Below are 17,609 nucleotides of genomic sequence, written 5' to 3' on the forward strand. Positions count from 1 at the left end.
ACTGAGAAAAGGGGCACACAGAGTCATGGAGAGGGGACCGGCGATCTTCGCGGGAGTGGTGTTCGCGCTGTTCGGAGGAGGGCTCCTGCTGTGGACCGCGGCCCGCGTGCGGCACCGTGAACCGATCGCCCACGGTGTGAGCCCTGTCGCATCGGCGACCGTCGCGAGCCTCGCCGCGGTGAGCGCGCTGGCCCTCGGAACCTGGTGCTTCGCGCGGGTGTGAGTACCGCGCGAGAGCTGCGGCTCCGATAATTGGGAGGTAACCCTCCGGATAAGCTCGAAAAGGCCGGTGGGCACTCCGGGCGGCAGGAATGGCGGTAGTCGGGTTACCGTTCGAGTGGCCGTTGCGGGCTTTTCCCGTTTGACACGGGGGCGGGATGTACCGTCACACTCCGCAGCGTCACCATGACCCGACCCCGGGACGAAGACCTGGGGAGGCCCCAGCGTCGACCGGAGAGAAGAGCGAAGTTGTCCCCGACCAGCGAGACCGCACACGGCGGCCGCCGACTCGTCATCGTCGAGTCGCCTGCCAAGGCGAAGACGATCAAGGGCTATCTCGGCCCAGGCTACGTCGTCGAAGCGAGCGTCGGGCACATCCGCGACCTCCCCAACGGCGCCGCGGAGGTGCCCGAGAAGTACACCGGCGAGGTCCGCCGCCTCGGCGTGGACGTCGAACACGACTTCCAGCCCATCTACGTGGTCAACGCCGACAAGAGGGCCCAGGTCAAGAAGCTCAAGGACCTGCTGAAGGATTCCGACGAGCTCTTCCTCGCCACCGATGAGGACCGCGAGGGCGAGGCGATCGCCTGGCACCTCCAGGAGGTGCTGAAGCCCAAGGTCCCGGTCAAGCGGATGGTCTTCCACGAGATCACCAAGGCCGCGATCCAGGCCGCCGTCGCCAACCCGCGCGAGCTGAACCAGAAGCTGGTCGACGCCCAGGAGACCCGCCGCATCCTCGACCGCCTCTACGGCTACGAGGTCTCGCCGGTCCTGTGGAAGAAGGTCATGCCGCGGCTGTCCGCCGGCCGTGTCCAGTCCGTCGCCACCCGACTCGTCGTGGAGCGGGAACGCGAGCGCATCGCGTTTCGTTCTGCTGAGTACTGGGACCTGACGGGCACCTTCTCGACCGGCCGCGCGGGGGATGCCTCGGACCCGTCGTCGCTGGTCGCCCGCCTCCAGACCGTCGACGGCAGGCGGGTCGCGCAGGGCCGCGACTTCGACTCCCTGGGACAGATCAAGAGCGCGAACACCCTCCACCTCGACGAGGCGGGCGCCCGCGCGCTGGCCGCAGCCCTGGAGAACACCCAGTTCTCGGTGCGGTCCGTCGAGTCCAAGCCGTACCGCCGCTCGCCGTACGCCCCGTTCCGTACGACGACGCTCCAGCAGGAAGCTTCGAGGAAGCTCGGCTTCGGCGCGAAGGCGACCATGCAGGTCGCCCAGAAGCTGTACGAGAACGGCTACATCACGTACATGCGTACGGACTCCACGACGCTGAGCGACACCGCCGTCGCGGCCGCTCGTGCCCAGGTCACGCAGCTGTACGGCGGCGACTACCTGCCGGCGCAGCCGCGGACGTACGCCGGAAAGGTCAAGAACGCGCAGGAGGCGCACGAGGCGATCCGCCCCTCGGGCGACCGCTTCCGCACGCCTGGCGAGACCGGGCTGACCGGCGACCAGTTCAGGCTCTACGACCTGATCTGGAAGCGGACGGTCGCTTCCCAGATGAAGGACGCGACCGGTAACTCGGTCACGGTGAAGATCGGTGGCGCCGCCGCCGACGGCCGGGACGTCGAGTTCAGCGCCTCCGGCAAGACGATCACCTTCCACGGCTTCCTGAAGGCGTACGTCGAGGGCGCCGACGACCCGAACGCCGAGCTGGACGACCGCGAGCGCCGCCTGCCCCAGGTGAGCGAGGGCGACGCGCTGGGTGCCGAGGAGATCACGGTCGACGGGCACGCCACCAAGCCCCCGGCCCGCTACACCGAGGCCAGCCTGGTCAAGGAGCTCGAAGAGCGCGAGATCGGCCGCCCGTCGACGTACGCGTCGATCATCGGCACGATCCTCGACCGCGGCTACGTCTTCAAGAAGGGCACGGCTCTCGTGCCGTCCTTCCTGTCCTTCGCCGTGGTCAACCTCCTGGAGAAGCACTTCGGGCGGCTCGTCGACTACGACTTCACCGCCAAGATGGAGGACGACCTCGACCGCATCGCCCGCGGTGAGGCGCGGGCCGTGCCGTGGCTGAAGCGGTTCTACTTCGGCAAGGGCACCGGAAACGGCGGTGCGGCGGAGGCCGGCAACGGCGACGGGGACCACCTCGGTGGCCTCAAGGAGCTGGTGACCGACCTGGGCGCGATCGACGCCCGCGAGGTGTCGTCGTTCCCCGTGGGCGGCGACATCATGCTCCGGGTCGGCCGCTACGGCCCGTACGTCGAGCGTGGCGAGAAGGACTCCGAGAACCACCAGCGCGCGGACGTGCCCGAGGACCTGGCGCCGGACGAGCTGAGCGTCGAGTACGCGGAGGAGCTGCTCGCCAAGCCGAGCGGCGACTTCGAGCTCGGCGCCGACCCGGCCACGGGTCATCAGATCATCGCCAGGGACGGCCGCTACGGCCCGTACGTCACCGAGGTGCTCCCCGAGGGCACCCCGAAGACCGGCAAGAACGCCGTGAAGCCGCGCACCGCCTCGCTGTTCAAGTCGATGTCGCTGGACACGGTGACGCTCGAGGACGCCCTCAAGCTGATGTCGCTGCCGCGTGTCGTCGGCACCGACGCGGACGGCGTGGAGATCACCGCGCAGAACGGCCGCTACGGCCCGTACCTGAAGAAGGGCACGGACTCGCGGTCCCTCCAGACCGAGGACCAGCTCTTCACGATCACGCTGGAAGAGGCACAGGCGATCTACGCCCAGCCCAAGCAGCGTGGCCGCGCGGCCGCCAAGCCGCCGCTGAAGGAGCTGGGCGAGGACCCGGTCAGCAAGAAGCCGGTCGTCGTCAAGGACGGTCGCTTCGGGCCGTACGTCACCGACGGGGAGACCAACGCGACCCTGCGCTCCGGCGACAGCGTCGAGGAGATCACCCCGGAGCGCGGCTTCGAACTGCTCGCCGAGAAGCGGGCGAAGGCGCCCGCCAAGAAGACGGCGAAGAAGGCCCCCGCGAAGAAGGCTCCGGCCAAGAAGGCGACGGCCGCCAAGACCGCGGCGAAGAAGACGACGACGGCCGCCAAGAAGACGACGGCGAAGACCACCGCCAAGAAGACCACCGCGAAGAAGGCGACGGCTTCGAAGACGGCGTCCGAGGACTGAGGTTCTGAGGACTGAGGTTCTGAGGACTGCGGCTGCGTCGGACTGTGCCGGACTGTGCCGGACTGTGCCGGGCTGTGCCGGGCTGTGTGGAACGGCTCGCGTGAAGGCCCGTTCCAGGCCCGTTCCTTCAGGTTCGGTTCGCAAAGCGAACGCTCCGGCATCAGTTTGGTGTCGGGGCGTGCGCACGTTCGGACGGGCGAGGCAGGCTGTCGGTGGCGCCCGATAGGCTGAAAGCATGACCCGAGCCGAGCAGCCAACGGCCCTTCACCCGGCCCCCGACGACGCCCTGGTCGCGGACTCCCGCGAGCGCGCCGTCCGCGCCCTGCTGCGCCGCCCGCAGCTGAAACGGCTGTGGAGCGCGCAACTCGTGGGCGGTGTCGGCGATATCCTCGCCCTTTTGGTGCTGGTCGCCCTCGCCCTCCAGGCGGCGATCGACCAGGGCTCCTTCGGGGGCGGATACCGGGGCGTGGCGTTCGCAGTGGCGACCGTTTTCGGGGTGCGCATCCTGGCGACGCTGCTCTTCGGGGCCGTTCTCCTCGGCCCGCTGACCTCGCTCACCTCCCAGGAGGGCCCGCTCGACCGCCGCTGGACCATGGTCGGCGCGGACGGGCTGCGGGCCGCGGTGCTCATCGTGGCCCCCCTGTGGATCGACTGGATGCCCGACGACGCCCTGGCCGTCCTCCTGGTCACCGCCTTCGTGACCGGTGTCGCCGAGCGCTTCTGGACGGTGTGCCGCGAGAGCGCGGCGCCCGCCCTTCTTCCGGCCCCGCCGCCGGAGGGCGCGACGGTGCGCCCGCTGCCGGACCACATGGACGCCCTGCGCCGCCTGTCGCTGCGTACGAGCTTCGTGGCGATCCCGCTCGCCGCCGCCGCGCTCGTCGTCGCGGGGCTGCTCAACAACCTGCTGGGCTCCGGAATCGCCTGGTTCGCCCAGCACCAGGCGGCCCTCGCCGCGTACGTCGCGGCCGGGCTGTTCGCCGCGTCCCTGTCCGTGCTGAGCTTCCTGGAACTGCCCGACACGCGCACCCCGCGCGCGCGTTCGCCGCTGGAGGGGCTGCGCCGCCCCAAGACGGGCACGGGCGTCGACAAGGGCCGCACCGGCGCGATCCCGCTGCTGGTGCTCGCCTGCGCTGCCGTGGCCGCGGCGGTGGCGGCCGCGGTCGCCGTGTCCGTGCTGCACGCCAAGGACCTGGGCGGCGGCCCGGTGATGTACGGCCTGCTGGTGGGCGCGCTGACCGGCGGAGTGGTCGTCGGCATCCGTACGGCACCCTCCGTCCTGCCCACGTTGTCGCGGCGCCGTCTGCTGGCGCTGGCGCTCGCCTTCACCGGCGTCGCGCTGCTGGCCGCCGGGCTCGACCCGGACGTCACCAGCGTGGTGCTGATCGTGGCGCTGGCCGGTGTCGGCGCGGGCGTGGCCGCCAACACCGGGCACACGCTGCTCGACCAGGAGGCCGAGGACCACCGGCGGGCCCGCACGACCGAGCACCTGCACGCGGTCGTACGCGTGTGCGTGGCGCTCGGCGCGGTGATCGCGCCCCTGGTGGCGGCGGCGATCGGCCCGCACCGCCTGGAGAACGGCAAGTTCGTGTTCGCGCACGGCGGCGCGGCGTTCACGCTGATGCTGATCGGCGCGCTGCTGCTGCCGGTGGCCGCGCTGGTGCTGGCCAAGGTCGACGACCGGTCCGGCGTGCCGCTGCGGCACGACCTGCGGGACGCGCTGCTCGGCGGCGACGACCCCGTGACGGCTCCCGCGGGCAACGGCTTCTTCATCGCCCTGGAGGGCGGCGACGGGGCCGGGAAGTCCACGCAGGCCGAGGCGCTCGCCGAGTGGATCCGGGCCAAGGGGCACGAGGTCGTCGTGACGCGCGAGCCGGGGGCGACTCCGGTGGGCAAGCGGCTGCGGTCGATCCTGCTGGACGTGTCGAGCGCCGGCCTCTCGCACCGCGCGGAGGCGCTGCTGTACGCGGCGGACCGCGCGGAGCACGTCGACACCGTGGTGCGGCCCGCCCTGGAGCGGGGCGCGGTGGTCATCTCGGACCGGTACATCGACTCGTCGGTGGCCTATCAGGGAGCGGGACGCGACCTGTCCCCGACGGAGATCGCCCGGATCAACCGGTGGGCGACGAACGGGCTCGTGCCGCACCTGACCGTGCTCCTCGATGTCTCCCCGGAGATCGCGCGCGAGCGGTTCACCGAGGCCCCGGACCGGCTGGAGTCGGAGCCGGCCGAGTTCCACGCGCGCGTGCGGTCCGGTTTCCTGACGCTGGCCGCGGCCGACCCCGGGCGCTACCTGGTGGTGGACGCCGGTCAGGAGCCCGAATCCGTCACGACCGTCGTACGGCACCGCCTCGACCAGATGCTGCCGCTGTCCGAGGCCGAGGTGAAGGCCCAGGAGGAGGCGCGGAAGAAGGCCGAGGAGGAGGCCCGCCGCAAGGCCGAGGAAGAGGCCGCCCGCAAGGCCGAGGAGGAGCGCCTGGAGCGCGAGCGCCTGGAGCAGCTGGAGCGCCTGCGTGCCGAGGAGGAGGAGCGCAAGCGGCGCGAGCTGGAGGAGGCGCAGCGGCGCGAGGCCGAACGGCAGGCGGAGGAGGCCCGGCTGCGGGCCGAGGAAGCCCGTCGGCGGGCCGAGGAGGAGCGGGTGCGGCTCCTCGCGGAGGAGAAGGTGCGGGCCGAGGAAGAAGCGCGCAGGAAGGCCGAGGAGGACCGGCGGCGCAAGCAGGCCGAGGAGGAGGCGCGGCTGCGTGCCGAGGCCGAGGCGCGGCGCCTGGAGAAGCAGCGGAAGGCCGAGGAGGCACTGCTGCGGGCCGAGGAGGCACGACGACTGGCCGAGCAGGCGACGGCCGCTGCGGAGGCCGGGCCCGCGCAGCCGACGGCTCCGGCTGCGGACGCCTCGCGCAGGCCGCCGGCCGCCGGTGCCACGCCGCCGGACGCGGCGACCGTACCGACGCCGGTGGTGACGCCGACGAACGCGTCGGGCGGGCCGGTGGACGAGACGGCGGTGTTGCCGCGGGTCCGGGACGAACGGGCCGAGGGCGAGCATCGTGAACAGGCCGATGACCGGTTTTCGTCCGGTGAGCGGTCTACGTCCGCTGGCCGGTCGTCGGCCGATGACGACCGGTCGTCCCGGGAGCCCGATTCCGAGGTGACGACCGAGCTGCCGCAGCCGCCGGTTCCGCCGGGGGCGGCCGATGAAACGGCCGTACTGCGCCCCGTGCCGGGTGCCGCGGACGAGACGGCGGTGCTGCCGCAGGTTCCCCCGGGTGCCGCGGACGAGACGGCCGTACTGCCTCCCGTGCCGGGTGAGACTCCCGCGGACCGGGTTCCGCCCGGGTTCTTCCGGGACGAGCGGCCGGGGCCGCGGCCGGACGGGACCGAGGACCGCACGCGTGAGCTGCCGCAGGTCGACGAGGAGGGGGCGCCTCGGCGGCGTGCGCGCTCTGACTGGGCCGAGGAGACCCCGCTGGACGATCTGCCGACGCTGGCGGACGAACTGCTCGGGCCGCGCGACGCGGACGAGGAGGCCGACGAGGGGCGTGGGCGGCGCGGGCGGGGGCGTCGGGGCTGAGCCTCGTCGTTTCCCGTCGTTCCTCGTCGTTCCCGGTCGTTCCCCGTCGTCCCGTCGGCCGGGATCGCGTGTGCCGGCCGATGGCCGCTGCGTGCGGGCCCGCTGTGTGCGGGCCCGCTGTGTGCCGGACCCGTTGTCAGTGGTCGCCCCCACAATGGATCCCGCAAGGTGAAACGTGACGAAAGGGCGGGGTGAGGGATGACCGTCTGGGACGACCTGGTCGGCCAGGAGAGGGTGAGTGAGCAGCTCGCTGCCGCCGCCCGGGATGCCGACGCCCTGGTCACCGCGGCCACCGCGGACACGCCGCCGCCCGAGGCGTCGAAGATGACGCACGCCTGGCTGTTCACGGGGCCGCCCGGGGCCGGCCGGAACCAGGCGGCGCGGGCCTTCGCCGCCGCACTTCAGTGCGTCAGCCCCGACCGCGCCCTCGGCGGAGCCCCCGGCTGCGGATTCTGTGACGGTTGTCATACGGCGCTGATCGGCACCCACGCCGACGTCAGCTCCGTCGCCGCCGTCGGCTCGCAGATCCTCGCCGACGACATGCGGGACACCGTCCGCAAGTCGTTCACGTCACCGGCGACCGGCCGCTGGCAGGTCATCCTCGTGGAGGACGCCGAGCGGCTGAACGAGAAGTCGGCCAACGCCGTCCTCAAGGCCGTGGAGGAGCCCGCCCCCCGCACGGTGTGGCTGCTGTGCGCGCCCTCCATCGAGGACGTGCTGCCGACCATCCGCTCCCGCTGCCGCCACCTGAACCTCTCGACGCCGTCGGTCGACGCCGTGGCCGACATGCTCGTACGCCGTGAGGGCGTCGAGCCGGCCGCCGCCATGGCCGCCGCCCGCGCCACCCAGGGCCACGTCGACCGGGCGCGCCGTCTGGCCACCGACCCGGCCGCGCGCGAGCGCCGGGCGGCCGTGCTGAAGCTGCCGCTGCGGGTCGCGGACATCGGCGGCTGTCTCAAGGCCGCCCAGGAGCTGGTCGACGCGGCGGCCGAGGACGCCAAGCAACTCGCCGAGGAGACGGACGGCAAGGAGACCGAGGAGCTCAAGGCGGCGATGGGCGCGTCCCAGGGCGGCCGGATGCCGCGCGGCACGGCCGGCGTGATGAAGGACCTGGAGGACAAGCAGAAGCGCCGCAGGACACGAACGCAGCGCGACAGCCTCGACGTCGCGCTCACCGACCTCACCGCCTTCTACCGCGATGTCCTCGCCCTCCAGCTCGGCTCCCGGGTCGCGATCGCCAACGCCGACGCCCAGGACACCCTCGAGCGGCTCGCCGGCGGCGGCACCCCGGAGTCCACACTCCGCCGCATCGAGGCGATCGCCGCCTGCCGCGAGGCACTCGACCGCAATGTGGCCCCGCTGCTGGCGGTGGAGGCGATGACGATGGCGCTCAGATCGGGTTGACCACGTCGGGCTCAGATCGGGTCGACCACGTCAGGTTGACCGCGTTCACTCGTCCGAGGCATGGCGCGCACGGAGAGCATCCGTGTCGGTGCGCAGAGTTACGCTCTGTTGATGTACACCAGGCGCAGCTCCCGCCCGAGCACGACAGCAGACCGGACCGACCGGCCCGGCCCGAGCCGCCGAAGGCGCGGCACGCGCAGAGCCCGCACCGGCGGTGTCCTCCTCGCCGCCGCCACGCTGCTCGCCTCCGCCTGCTCCGCGGGAAGCTCGGCGAGTTCCGGCTCGGCGGCCGAGGCCGCGCTCGCCGCGCTGCCGCGTGCCATGCCCGCCGCCCTCGAGTCGTACTACGGCCAGAAGGTGAGCTGGCGCGAGTGCGGAGTCCCCGGCTTCCAGTGCGGCACGCTGAAGGCGCCGCTCGACTACGCGAACCCGGCCGCCGGTGACATCCGCCTCGCCGTCACGCGCAGGAAGGCCACGGGCCCGGGCAAGCCGCTGGGCTCGCTGCTCGTCAACCCGGGCGGGCCGGGCGGCTCGGCTGTCGGCTACCTCCAGGCGTACGCCGGGATCGGCTACCCGGCACAGGTCCGCGCCCGCTACGACATGGTCGCGGTCGATCCGCGCGGCGTCGCCCGCAGCGAGCCCGTCGAATGCCTCGACGGGCGGGACATGGACACGTACACGCAGACGGACTTCACGCCCGACGACGAGCGGGAGACGGCCGAACTCGTCGACGCGTACAAGAAGTTCGCCGAGGGCTGCGGCGCCCACTCGCCGAAGCTGCTCCGTCATGTCTCCACCGTCGAGACGGCCCGGGACATGGACATCGTGCGCGCGGCGCTGGGCGACGCCAAGCTGAACTACGTGGGGGCGTCGTACGGGACGTTCCTCGGGGCGACGTACGCCGGCCTCTTCCCGGACCGGGCGGGCCGGCTGGTCCTGGACGGCGCGATGGACCCCACGCTGCCCGCCCGCCGGCTGAACCTTGACCAGACGGCGGGCTTCGAGACGGCGTTCCAGTCGTTCGCGAAGGACTGCGTGCGGCAGCCGGACTGCCCGCTGGGCGGCAAGGGCACGACGCCCGGTCAGGTCGGCCAGAACCTCAACACGTTCTTCGAGAAGCTCGACGCGCACCCGATCCCCACCGGCGACGCGGACGGCCGCGAGCTCGGCGAGTCCCTCGCCACCACCGGCGTGATCGCGGCGATGTACGACGAGGGCGCCTGGGCGCAACTGCGCGAGGCACTGAACTCGGCGATGAAGGAGAACGACGGCGCGGGCCTGCTCGTCCTCTCCGACGGCTACTACGAGCGTGACGCCGGCGGCCGCTACGCGAACCTGATGTCCGCCAACGCCGCCGTGAACTGCCTGGACCTCCCGCCCGCCTTCGACACTCCCGACGAGGTCGAGCGGGCGCTCCCCGCCTTCGAGGAGGCGTCCCCCGTCTTCGGCGAGGGCCTCGCCTGGGCCTCCCTGAACTGCGCGTACTGGCCGGTACAGGCCACGGGCGAGCCGCATCGCATCGAGGCGAAGGGCGCGGCCCCGATCATCGTGGTCGGCACCACCCGCGACCCGGCGACGCCATACCGCTGGGCCCGCTCCCTGGCCGCCCAGCTCTCCTCCGCCCGCCTCCTCACCTACGAGGGCGACGGCCACACCGCCTACGGCCGCGGCAGCACCTGCATCGACTCCACGATCAACGCCTACCTGCTCCGCGGCACCCCTCCGACGGACGGGAAACGCTGTTCATAGCCCTGCGGCCGGCCCCGGGACCAGGCCCCCGGGGCCGGTTCGGAGCACCCTCGGAAACTGTGTAGACTTACCGGCGTTGCTGATCGCACCATGGTGCAGACGGCGCGCCGCCTTAGCTCAGATGGCCAGAGCAACGCACTCGTAATGCGTAGGTCTCGGGTTCGAATCCCGAAGGCGGCTCCATGGTGAACCCCAGGTCAGGCCTCTGACCTGGGGTTTGTTGTTTTGGTTGACCTTGGAATTCGGGCTAATCGGGCACGTGTGGTCTGTGCATCGCAATGCGTAGGTCTGCAGTTTGCGGTCGGCGGCGGTTTTGCTCTGTAGGGCTGTGAACTGGTCTTTTGCATCTTGGGGTCACTCTTTTTCGGGCTGTTCGGATTGGCGTGGTGGCCATGTGGTGGCCGAGCGTGCAGACCGGCTCCCGGGTAACCGCGAAATTGGTGGTTCACAGGGGAACGGTGGTTGTGGCATCCCGACAGTAGGGGCGTGCTCTTTGGACACTCCCAGGGGATGAGCCTGAACCTGGCTTTTACGTGTTGCGACTGCTGGATTCACGTGAACGGTTTCCGGTGGACAGAGCGGTGGACAGCCGTGCAGTGGCGGTGCAGATAGCGGCCGAACTCCGCGTTGAGGACTGTCTTGTCTGACCTTGGCGGCAGTGGGCCCGTTGTCTCTCCGGATTAGATGGTTTGGGGTATTTTTGTAGGGGTTGGTCTGCCTCGCCTGGTGTCCGAGAAGGTGAAGCGTTTGACCGGGCCGCCGTATGGCTGATCCAAGCCGGCTCGCACGAGATCGTCTTCGGTGACGCCGCGGGCTGGCCGCGCACGCCGTAGCTGCCGAGGTTGTGGACACCGGGGGGCGGCCTCGGTCTGGAGCGCGGCCCTCCCGGTGCACGGTGAGGCTGAGCGTCTCGAAGAAGTCCCGGTCGGGCCGGCCGTCCCCGGTCTCGGGAGGCCCGTGCCGGTGCTCCAGAAGGGCCAGAGCTGTGTCCCGCAGCGCGTCGTGTGCCTCGCGGGCCGGGTCACCTTCAGGGCCACCCCCTCCCTACGGGCGTCTGCCTGCCGATTCTTCACAGACCTTGTTGCATGAGTGGTGCCCGAGCAGCAGGCCGGAGTCGAGGGTGGTCGACTTGGACCGGATGGATGGGCCCTCGAGCCCGTGTGCAGCACCTCGGCCATCAGGCACTGGTCCTGGCGGACCTGCTCTGTGGCCTGGGTGTCGAGGCTGACGTACCTGTCTCCACATGCGCCACTGCCTGGCATCTCGGCCAGGGCGAGCCGTCCGCTGGCCATGGCAGCGAGTAGGCAATAGCGGCCCTGCCAAGGCGCGTCGCGGCCGCGATCTGCTCTGCGGAGATCCTGCGTCAGAGTCGGTGCTGCGCCGCCAGCTCCCTGCCACGTTTGCGTCCCGGCGTCGAGCGCGCCGCCGTGGCCCGCACCCGCCGCACCGTACGCGGCGGCCGAGCCACCGACACCCGCCGCGCACGCCACTACACCCGCCCGCAGGTCGCCCGGATCGCCGCCGCGTACAAGCCGCGCAAGGCCGACCACGATGCGGCGACCGCCTGCCTCGCGCCGTCACGGCGGCGTAGGCGGCACAACAGCGCCTCTGGGGGAGCTACCGCCCACGACGCTCAAGATCTTCGAAAGTGCGCATTCTACGCGTGCCCTACCAGACGGTAACCGACCTTGGGATGGCGCCCACCTGAACGGAGAAGGGACACCCACACCCGATCCGCCAAGGCCACTAAGACAAGAGGCAAGCGGCCTCGGTTCCGATGTTCACAGGGACAGGGTCCGAGGCGTGACGAGAACCTGAACCAACCAGGAGTGATCGTGAACCACACCGCACAGTCCGCTGCCGCCCTCGCTACCCCGTCACAGCTCAACACCGACGCCCGCCCCACCGAGCCCACCGTCCACGAACGTGCCGCCCTCACCCTCGTCCCGTCCGCGCCAGCGTGCGTCGTCTGGTCGTGGTGCACCGTCACCGGCAACCATGAGATGCACACTTCCCGCGACGTCACCATCGACCAGCCCGGCGGCAGGACCGTTCTGGACGCCCGTGTCATGGCCGAGGACGGCCGCGACGGCGACCCCGGTCTGGCCCCGTTCATCGGGTATTGCGAGACCGACCTCACCGCCGATGGGCTGCGCACCGAGGTCGCCAACATCCGCGCCACCCTGCCCCGTCTGGAGGCGCTGGCGGACATAGTGGACGGCACCCAGCCAAAGCTGTCGGCCGCCCAGGTGCTCGACAACCCGGACCGATTCCTCACCACCCACGGCGAGCCGAAGGCCACCGCCTTCGTCGGCTACGTCAAGGAACAGATCGGCGAGTCCGACGGCCCCGCCGCAAGGGTGGAGGACATCGCCTTCGCCACCGCCCACCACCGGGCCGGCAAGGCCGCCGAGGCCCGCCAAGCCCTCACCGAGTTCCTCGTCGAGCACGACATGACCCAGATTCCGGCCGACGGCCCGAACGGTGACTTGCTGACCGAGCCGCTCTACTTCCGCGAGCGCGACGGCCGCCGCTTCCTGGTGACGCCGGTCGGCGCGGCCCGGGCCGAAACGCTGGAGTACATGCGCGGCGCGTTCACGGCCCAGGAGTCGGCCGCGCCAAGGGCACGCACCTGGTCCATCAGCACGGAGAGCGGGACGACCGTGAGCGGCCACCTCCCGGCGTGGGCCGAGGACGACCCGAGCAAGACCGATCTGCCCGACGGCAAGCTGCACTGCCACCTCTCCGATGTGACGCACTACCAGGCCTTCCCCGGCCAGCCGATGGTGATCAACACTCCGTTCGGCATCGATGGGGGGCGCGAAATCTACGAAGAGAACGTGTTCTGCGCGACGATCACGTGCTCCCCGCATTCCTCCGTCCCCGACCACCGTGTCCCGACCGCGACCATCGCGGTCGTCGAGGACTGCGTCATGGAGGACTTGGACCCCCAGGGCGTCACGGACGTCGCAGCCAAGCTGCGGGCGCAGGCCGACCGCCTCGGCCAGGTCGCCGCCGACCTGGCCGACGCGCTGACTGGGCCGAGAACGCCCAGGTGACGGCGTGACGACCATCACCCGCGCCCACCTCAGCGGCGTCACCGTCCGGATCCGCCGCGGCACCACCGCGCAGGACAGTCCCATGGCGCTCGCCCGAAATGGCGACCACTTCGCCGTCGCCTACGACGCCGACGTGGCACCCCTCGACGCCACCTCCATGCTCACCCGCGTGCGCCTGGGCATGGAGGGCTACACCGTGACCGAGATCATCCTCGACTCGTACGGCGAGGTCCCCACCCCAGTCGATCGCTCCGACGCGCGACGCCGCGACCCAGAGCGGCCCGCAGCTCCCGATGACTGGCTTCACCAGCGCACCACGGCTGATACCAAGGTCACCAGTTGGTATCTCGCCCAGAAGTCACGCACCTACGACGGTTTCGGCCAGACCGGCATCAACGGCACCATATGCACCCGCTTCACCATCCCCGAAGAGCTTCAGAAGGCTCTGCTCCGTAAGGACTGACACAGCTTCACCGCGACCCAGATCACCATGCCTCGGCCGGACGGCCACCAACCACAGGACCTGGCTGCGCTAGCCGCCGCACTCTGCCACCAGTCCCTCGCCTGGGACGCCCGCACCCGCCATCCGGTCCCCCTCCACGTCGCGGGTGCGGTCGACCGCAACCACCCGGAGTACCGCGGTGTCAGCTTCGAGACCGAGGCAACAGAGGAGAGCAACGAGGACGCATCCTGACCGGTCCGACGCCGAGGCCGTCAGTCAGCTGCGGTTGCGGAGGAGCCCAAGCCCGGAGGCTGCCGCGTCGTCTGGGGGCTGGATGACACGATCCGTACCAATCGGTGGGTAGTACGAGCAAGGCCGCCCCGCACACAGGGGCGGCCCTCGCTGAGACGGGGTCCTGTGCGTTCCTTCACATTTGTTCTTCTGCCCAACTCGCCTCGTAGGACGCGGCCTTAATCGAGGCGATGCGCGCGCCATACATGGTCCCCCGGCTACGGTTGGTTTCCAGGCCGGGGCGTGTGATCGCCCGGTGGGCGGCGCGTGGGAACGGGGAAGCGCAGGATGCTGGAGCTCATATCGCTGGCGACGGTTACGGCAATGCTGGGGACCGTGGGTGCGGGGATGGGTAACGAGGCGGGAAAGAACGCGTACCTGATGATCGGCGGGTTGGCACGTCGGATCGTGGGGCGGGAGGTTCCGGCCCCCGAGCGGCCCGCCGAATGGGAGGGACTGGCCCGGCTGTTGTACGAAGGAGCGTTGCGCAATCCGGAGCACGCCCGGGCGCTGGCCGAGGTGGAAGCGGTGGTCAGCAGGGCGTTGGTCCAGGTGCGCATCCGTACTTCTCCGCAACTGCCTGACGGCCTCCGGGGCTTCGTTGATCGCGACAAGCAGATGCGGCAGCTTACGCGCGAGGCGTCCCGCAAGTTCGACGGACGTGCTCGAAGGGTTCATCTGTACGGGCCTGAGGGGATGGGCGGCACATCCCTCGCTCTGCGATGGGGATGGCGCGAGCTGCAGCGGTATCCGGACGGGCAACTGTACGTAGACCTGGCCCGGGTGCCGGACCCTGCCATGGCTCTCCGACAAGCCCTTCGCAGCCTTGGACTGGATTCGGAGGACATCCCGCCGGGTCTGGAGGAGCGGATGGATCTCTTCCGCCAGCTTGTCGGGGACCGGCGGCTGCTCATCGTTCTCGACCACGTCCAGACAGCCGCGCAGGTGACGCCTCTGTTCACCTCGGCGCCAGAAGTCTTCACCATCATCGTCGCCCACCGCCGTCTTCCCCAGGCGGACGCCGAACCGATCGAGGTGGTGCCACTGCCCGAGAGGTACGCCGTCGAGTTGCTCACCGAAGTCGCGGGCAAGCGGACCGTCCACGAAGCCCGCGCCCGCGCCATATTGCCGCAGGTGCTCGCCCAATGCGGCGGATCTCCGTACGCGTTGAGGACGTTCGCGTCGCTGCTGGAGGCGACGCGCCTGGGAGAGGAAGGGATCCCCACCATGCCCGGGAACGAGCCCGCCTACGCCGCCGCGCAGGAGCAGTACCGCACGCTCGGGCCGACCGCCGCCCGGCTGTACCGGCTTTCGGCACTGTGGCCGTGGCCGGCGCTCAGCCCGGCCGTGGCAGGGACCATGGCCGAGGTCGAGGAAGCCGAGGCCGCCCGTCTGCTCGCCGAACTTGCGGAAAAGGGGCTGGTTGAGGAGACCGGCACCGGCCGCTACCGCTTCCGTCCTGCAGTACGTCGGCACGCCGAGCAGGCCGCTGCACGGGAGGACGGCATCCCCGCCTGCTCCAGGGCCGTGGCGCGCGCAGTGGAGTTGCTGTTGCCGTTCGCGGTGCAGGCCGACCGCGCCGCCCTGCCGGAACGCTGGCACGTGGGCCCCCTGTTCACCGTGCTGCCTCCTGGCCCCTACGCGTCAAAGGGCGAGGCGATCGACGCCCTCGGCAACGAGCTGGGCAATCTCGTTCAGGCGGTATTCGCTGCTGAGGAGTACCGTCTCGGCGACACCGCGTGTCAGCTGTGCGAGGCTCTGTGGGCCTTGCAGCTCAAGGACGGTCGCCACGAAGAGATCCTCCCGGCGCTTCGGGTGGGTACGAAGGTCGCTGACGACATCTGTCCCGGCACCCGGATGGCGGGACGCATGCACACCCTCCAGGCAATGGCCCTGATCGAGTCGCGACAGTTCGACGAGGCCAAGATCCAGGCGGAGGCGGCTGCGGCGGCCGAGCGGCAGGCGGGGCACCAGCGCGGTCTGGCCACAGCCATCGAGACGCTGGGCCTTGTACGGCTGGGGCAGTGGGGATTCCCGGATGCCCACGACCTGTTCGTCGAGGCGGACGGCATCTGGCGGCGTATCGGTCCCGGAGACGACGGCTACAGCGACAAGCCCCGTGCCCGTGCCCTTCTGAAGCGTCACCGAGGGCGCGCGCTGAACGGTCTCCATCTCCTGGGTGAGGCCGAGGAGTTGCTGGTGGAGGCTCTCGGATTCTTCCGCGAGAAGGAGCCCTACAACACCGCACGTACGCTCACCGATCTGGCGGACACATACAGGCGCGCCGGGCGGCAGTCAGAGGCGCTGCCGCTGATCGACGAGGCGATCGACGCGCTCGCGGGCGAGAACGCCCACTACCACGTCAATCACCTTCGGGCCCTGCGTGATCGCTGTGTGCCAGCGGCCCGGGGCCTGCCTGAGTGACCGACACCTGATGTGCGGTCTGCCCGGTCCACACGGTCAGACCGTCTGTCAGGTCTGCGGGGTCCTTGCCGAGGGCCAGCCAGGCATGCAACGCCGAGGCGTATGCAGCCGGGTCGGCTGCCTGCGGGTCGGCAGCGAGACGCAGGAGCGCTCCGTCCCTGGTCCGCACCACGCAACCGCCGGCCGTGACGTACGCGGCGAGTGCGCAGCCCGGGTGGCGTTCCAGCACTTCGGCGGTCCAGTACTCGGGCGGGCCGAGCCTCGGGTCGTCGGGTGAGCCGTACCTGAAGATCACATCGGCGATGGCAAGGAGACCGGGGTCCAGGGTGTCCTCGTGCACCGCCGTGTGAGCTTCGCCCGGGCCCTGCGGTTCATAGCGCGGATCGGCGTAGCGGGTGACCGATACCTCGGTCGCACCCAGCACACTCGTCAGCACCCGCAGCGGAGAAGTGCGCACCGGCGGGTCGTACGAGGGCAGCGGGAGTGGGTCGAGCAGCGCCGGCGCCGTGGGCTCGGGTATCCCCATGACGTCGTAGAAGATGCGGCGCAGACGGGCGGCTGCCTCACCCGGGGCGGAGGTCGTGAACTCGGCAGGGCCGCTCATGGGTCGGTGCGTGGCCAGCAGAGCATCCACCTGTGGTCGCAACGGCGCGTACGGGTCCAATCGTGGTGCCTTCCGTACGAAGTCGGCTACCGGCGAATCGGCGGCCAGACCTGCGAGCGCTGCGGCTCCGAGCAGGACGGGGGTGCCGAGAGCGGCGGCATAGTACGAGACTGATCCAAAGTCTCCCAAAACGGCGTCAGCCGCCAGCAATGCCTGCTGCCACCCTTCCAGCGGATCCACCAGCGTAAGGCCGCTGCGTTGCGCTCTGTCCATCCATGATCGGATTTGTCCAGGGCCATGGCCATGCCAAATATTGGGATGCAGTACGGCTATGATCCGGTGCTCATCCGCAGCGAGTTCGGCGGTCAGCTTCGGCAGCAGAAGCGGCAGTACGTCCTCGTCGCCGCTGTCCCCGAACAGTGACTCCGGGTTCCACGTTGAATTCAGCAACACGAGCCGTTGCCCGCGTTTCACGCCCAACGCTCTACGGAAGCGCTCCCGATACGGGCGCGCTGCCAGCATCCGGTCGAAGCAGGGATCTCCCGCGAGTACCGCTGTCGGGGCCGCTTCCGGGCAGGCGTTGTGCAACCGCTCGACCTGTTCGGGGTGTGACAGCACCAGCACGTCCGCGACCGGGGTGCCATCCGCCAACAGCCACTCCGAGGAAAGCCCGAAGACCGGTCTCCGGTCTCCGGTCTCCGGTCTCCGGTCTCCGGTCTCCGGTCTCCGGTCTCCGGTCTCCGGTCTCCGGTCTCCGGTCTCCGGTCTCCGGAG

The 17,609-nt window shown here is 70.6% G+C and carries 9 protein-coding genes, 1 tRNA gene and 1 pseudogene; 10 read left to right on the forward strand and 1 reads right to left on the reverse strand.

Features of this window, described 5'->3' with window-relative positions:
* The first annotated feature begins 25 nt into the window (after nt 1–25).
* The 10 genes and pseudogenes from AB0I77_RS27390 (at nt 26) to AB0I77_RS27435 (ending at nt 16,231) form a co-directional block, all read left to right on the forward strand.
* Nucleotides 26–223: a hypothetical protein gene (locus tag AB0I77_RS27390; RefSeq protein WP_363285343.1), complete on the forward strand. Its 198-nt coding sequence runs from the start codon at nt 26–28 to the stop codon at nt 221–223.
* Nucleotides 224–468: 245 nt separating this feature from the next.
* A complete protein-coding gene (gene topA / locus AB0I77_RS27395) occupies nt 469–3,300 on the forward strand; it encodes a type I DNA topoisomerase (RefSeq protein ID WP_363285344.1) in 2,832 nt (943 codons plus the stop codon).
* Nucleotides 3,301–3,535: 235 nt separating this feature from the next.
* On the forward strand, nt 3,536–6,862 hold the full coding sequence (tmk, locus tag AB0I77_RS27400; protein WP_363285345.1) for a dTMP kinase: 3,327 nt from the start codon (nt 3,536–3,538) through the stop codon (nt 6,860–6,862).
* A 198-nt stretch (nt 6,863–7,060) separates the two neighbouring features.
* Nucleotides 7,061–8,266: a DNA polymerase III subunit delta' gene (locus AB0I77_RS27405; RefSeq protein WP_363285346.1), complete on the forward strand. Its 1,206-nt coding sequence runs from the start codon at nt 7,061–7,063 to the stop codon at nt 8,264–8,266.
* A 111-nt stretch (nt 8,267–8,377) separates the two neighbouring features.
* Nucleotides 8,378–10,015: an alpha/beta hydrolase gene (locus AB0I77_RS27410; protein ID WP_363285347.1), complete on the forward strand. Its 1,638-nt coding sequence runs from the start codon at nt 8,378–8,380 to the stop codon at nt 10,013–10,015.
* Between the two features lie 106 nt (nt 10,016–10,121).
* Nucleotides 10,122–10,198 (forward strand) — tRNA-Thr (locus AB0I77_RS27415).
* 1,652 nt (nt 10,199–11,850) lie between these two features.
* Entirely contained in the window at nt 11,851–13,074 is a 1,224-nt protein-coding gene (locus AB0I77_RS27420) for a hypothetical protein (protein WP_363285348.1), read from the forward strand.
* A gap of 4 nt (nt 13,075–13,078) precedes the next feature.
* Nucleotides 13,079–13,537 carry a hypothetical protein gene (locus tag AB0I77_RS27425; RefSeq protein WP_363285349.1) on the forward strand — a complete coding sequence of 153 codons (459 nt, stop codon included), beginning with the start codon at nt 13,079–13,081 and terminating at the stop codon, nt 13,535–13,537.
* A 15-nt stretch (nt 13,538–13,552) separates the two neighbouring features.
* Nucleotides 13,553–13,768: pseudogene (locus AB0I77_RS27430) on the forward strand (RNaseH domain-containing protein); the annotation flags it as partial.
* 327 nt (nt 13,769–14,095) lie between these two features.
* Nucleotides 14,096–16,231 carry a tetratricopeptide repeat protein gene (locus AB0I77_RS27435; protein WP_363285350.1) on the forward strand — a complete coding sequence of 712 codons (2,136 nt, stop codon included), beginning with the start codon at nt 14,096–14,098 and terminating at the stop codon, nt 16,229–16,231.
* Here the strand turns inward: AB0I77_RS27435 and AB0I77_RS27440 are convergent.
* Nucleotides 16,170–16,835 carry a hypothetical protein gene (locus AB0I77_RS27440; protein WP_363285351.1) on the reverse strand — a complete coding sequence of 222 codons (666 nt, stop codon included), beginning with the start codon at nt 16,833–16,835 and terminating at the stop codon, nt 16,170–16,172. The two genes, AB0I77_RS27435 and AB0I77_RS27440, sit on opposite strands and share 62 nt — an antisense overlap.
* Nucleotides 16,836–17,609 lie beyond the last annotated feature (774 nt).

The sequence above is a fragment of the Streptomyces sp. NPDC050619 genome (genome assembly GCF_040654815.1).
Taxonomy (GTDB): Bacteria; Actinomycetota; Actinomycetes; order Streptomycetales; family Streptomycetaceae; genus Streptomyces.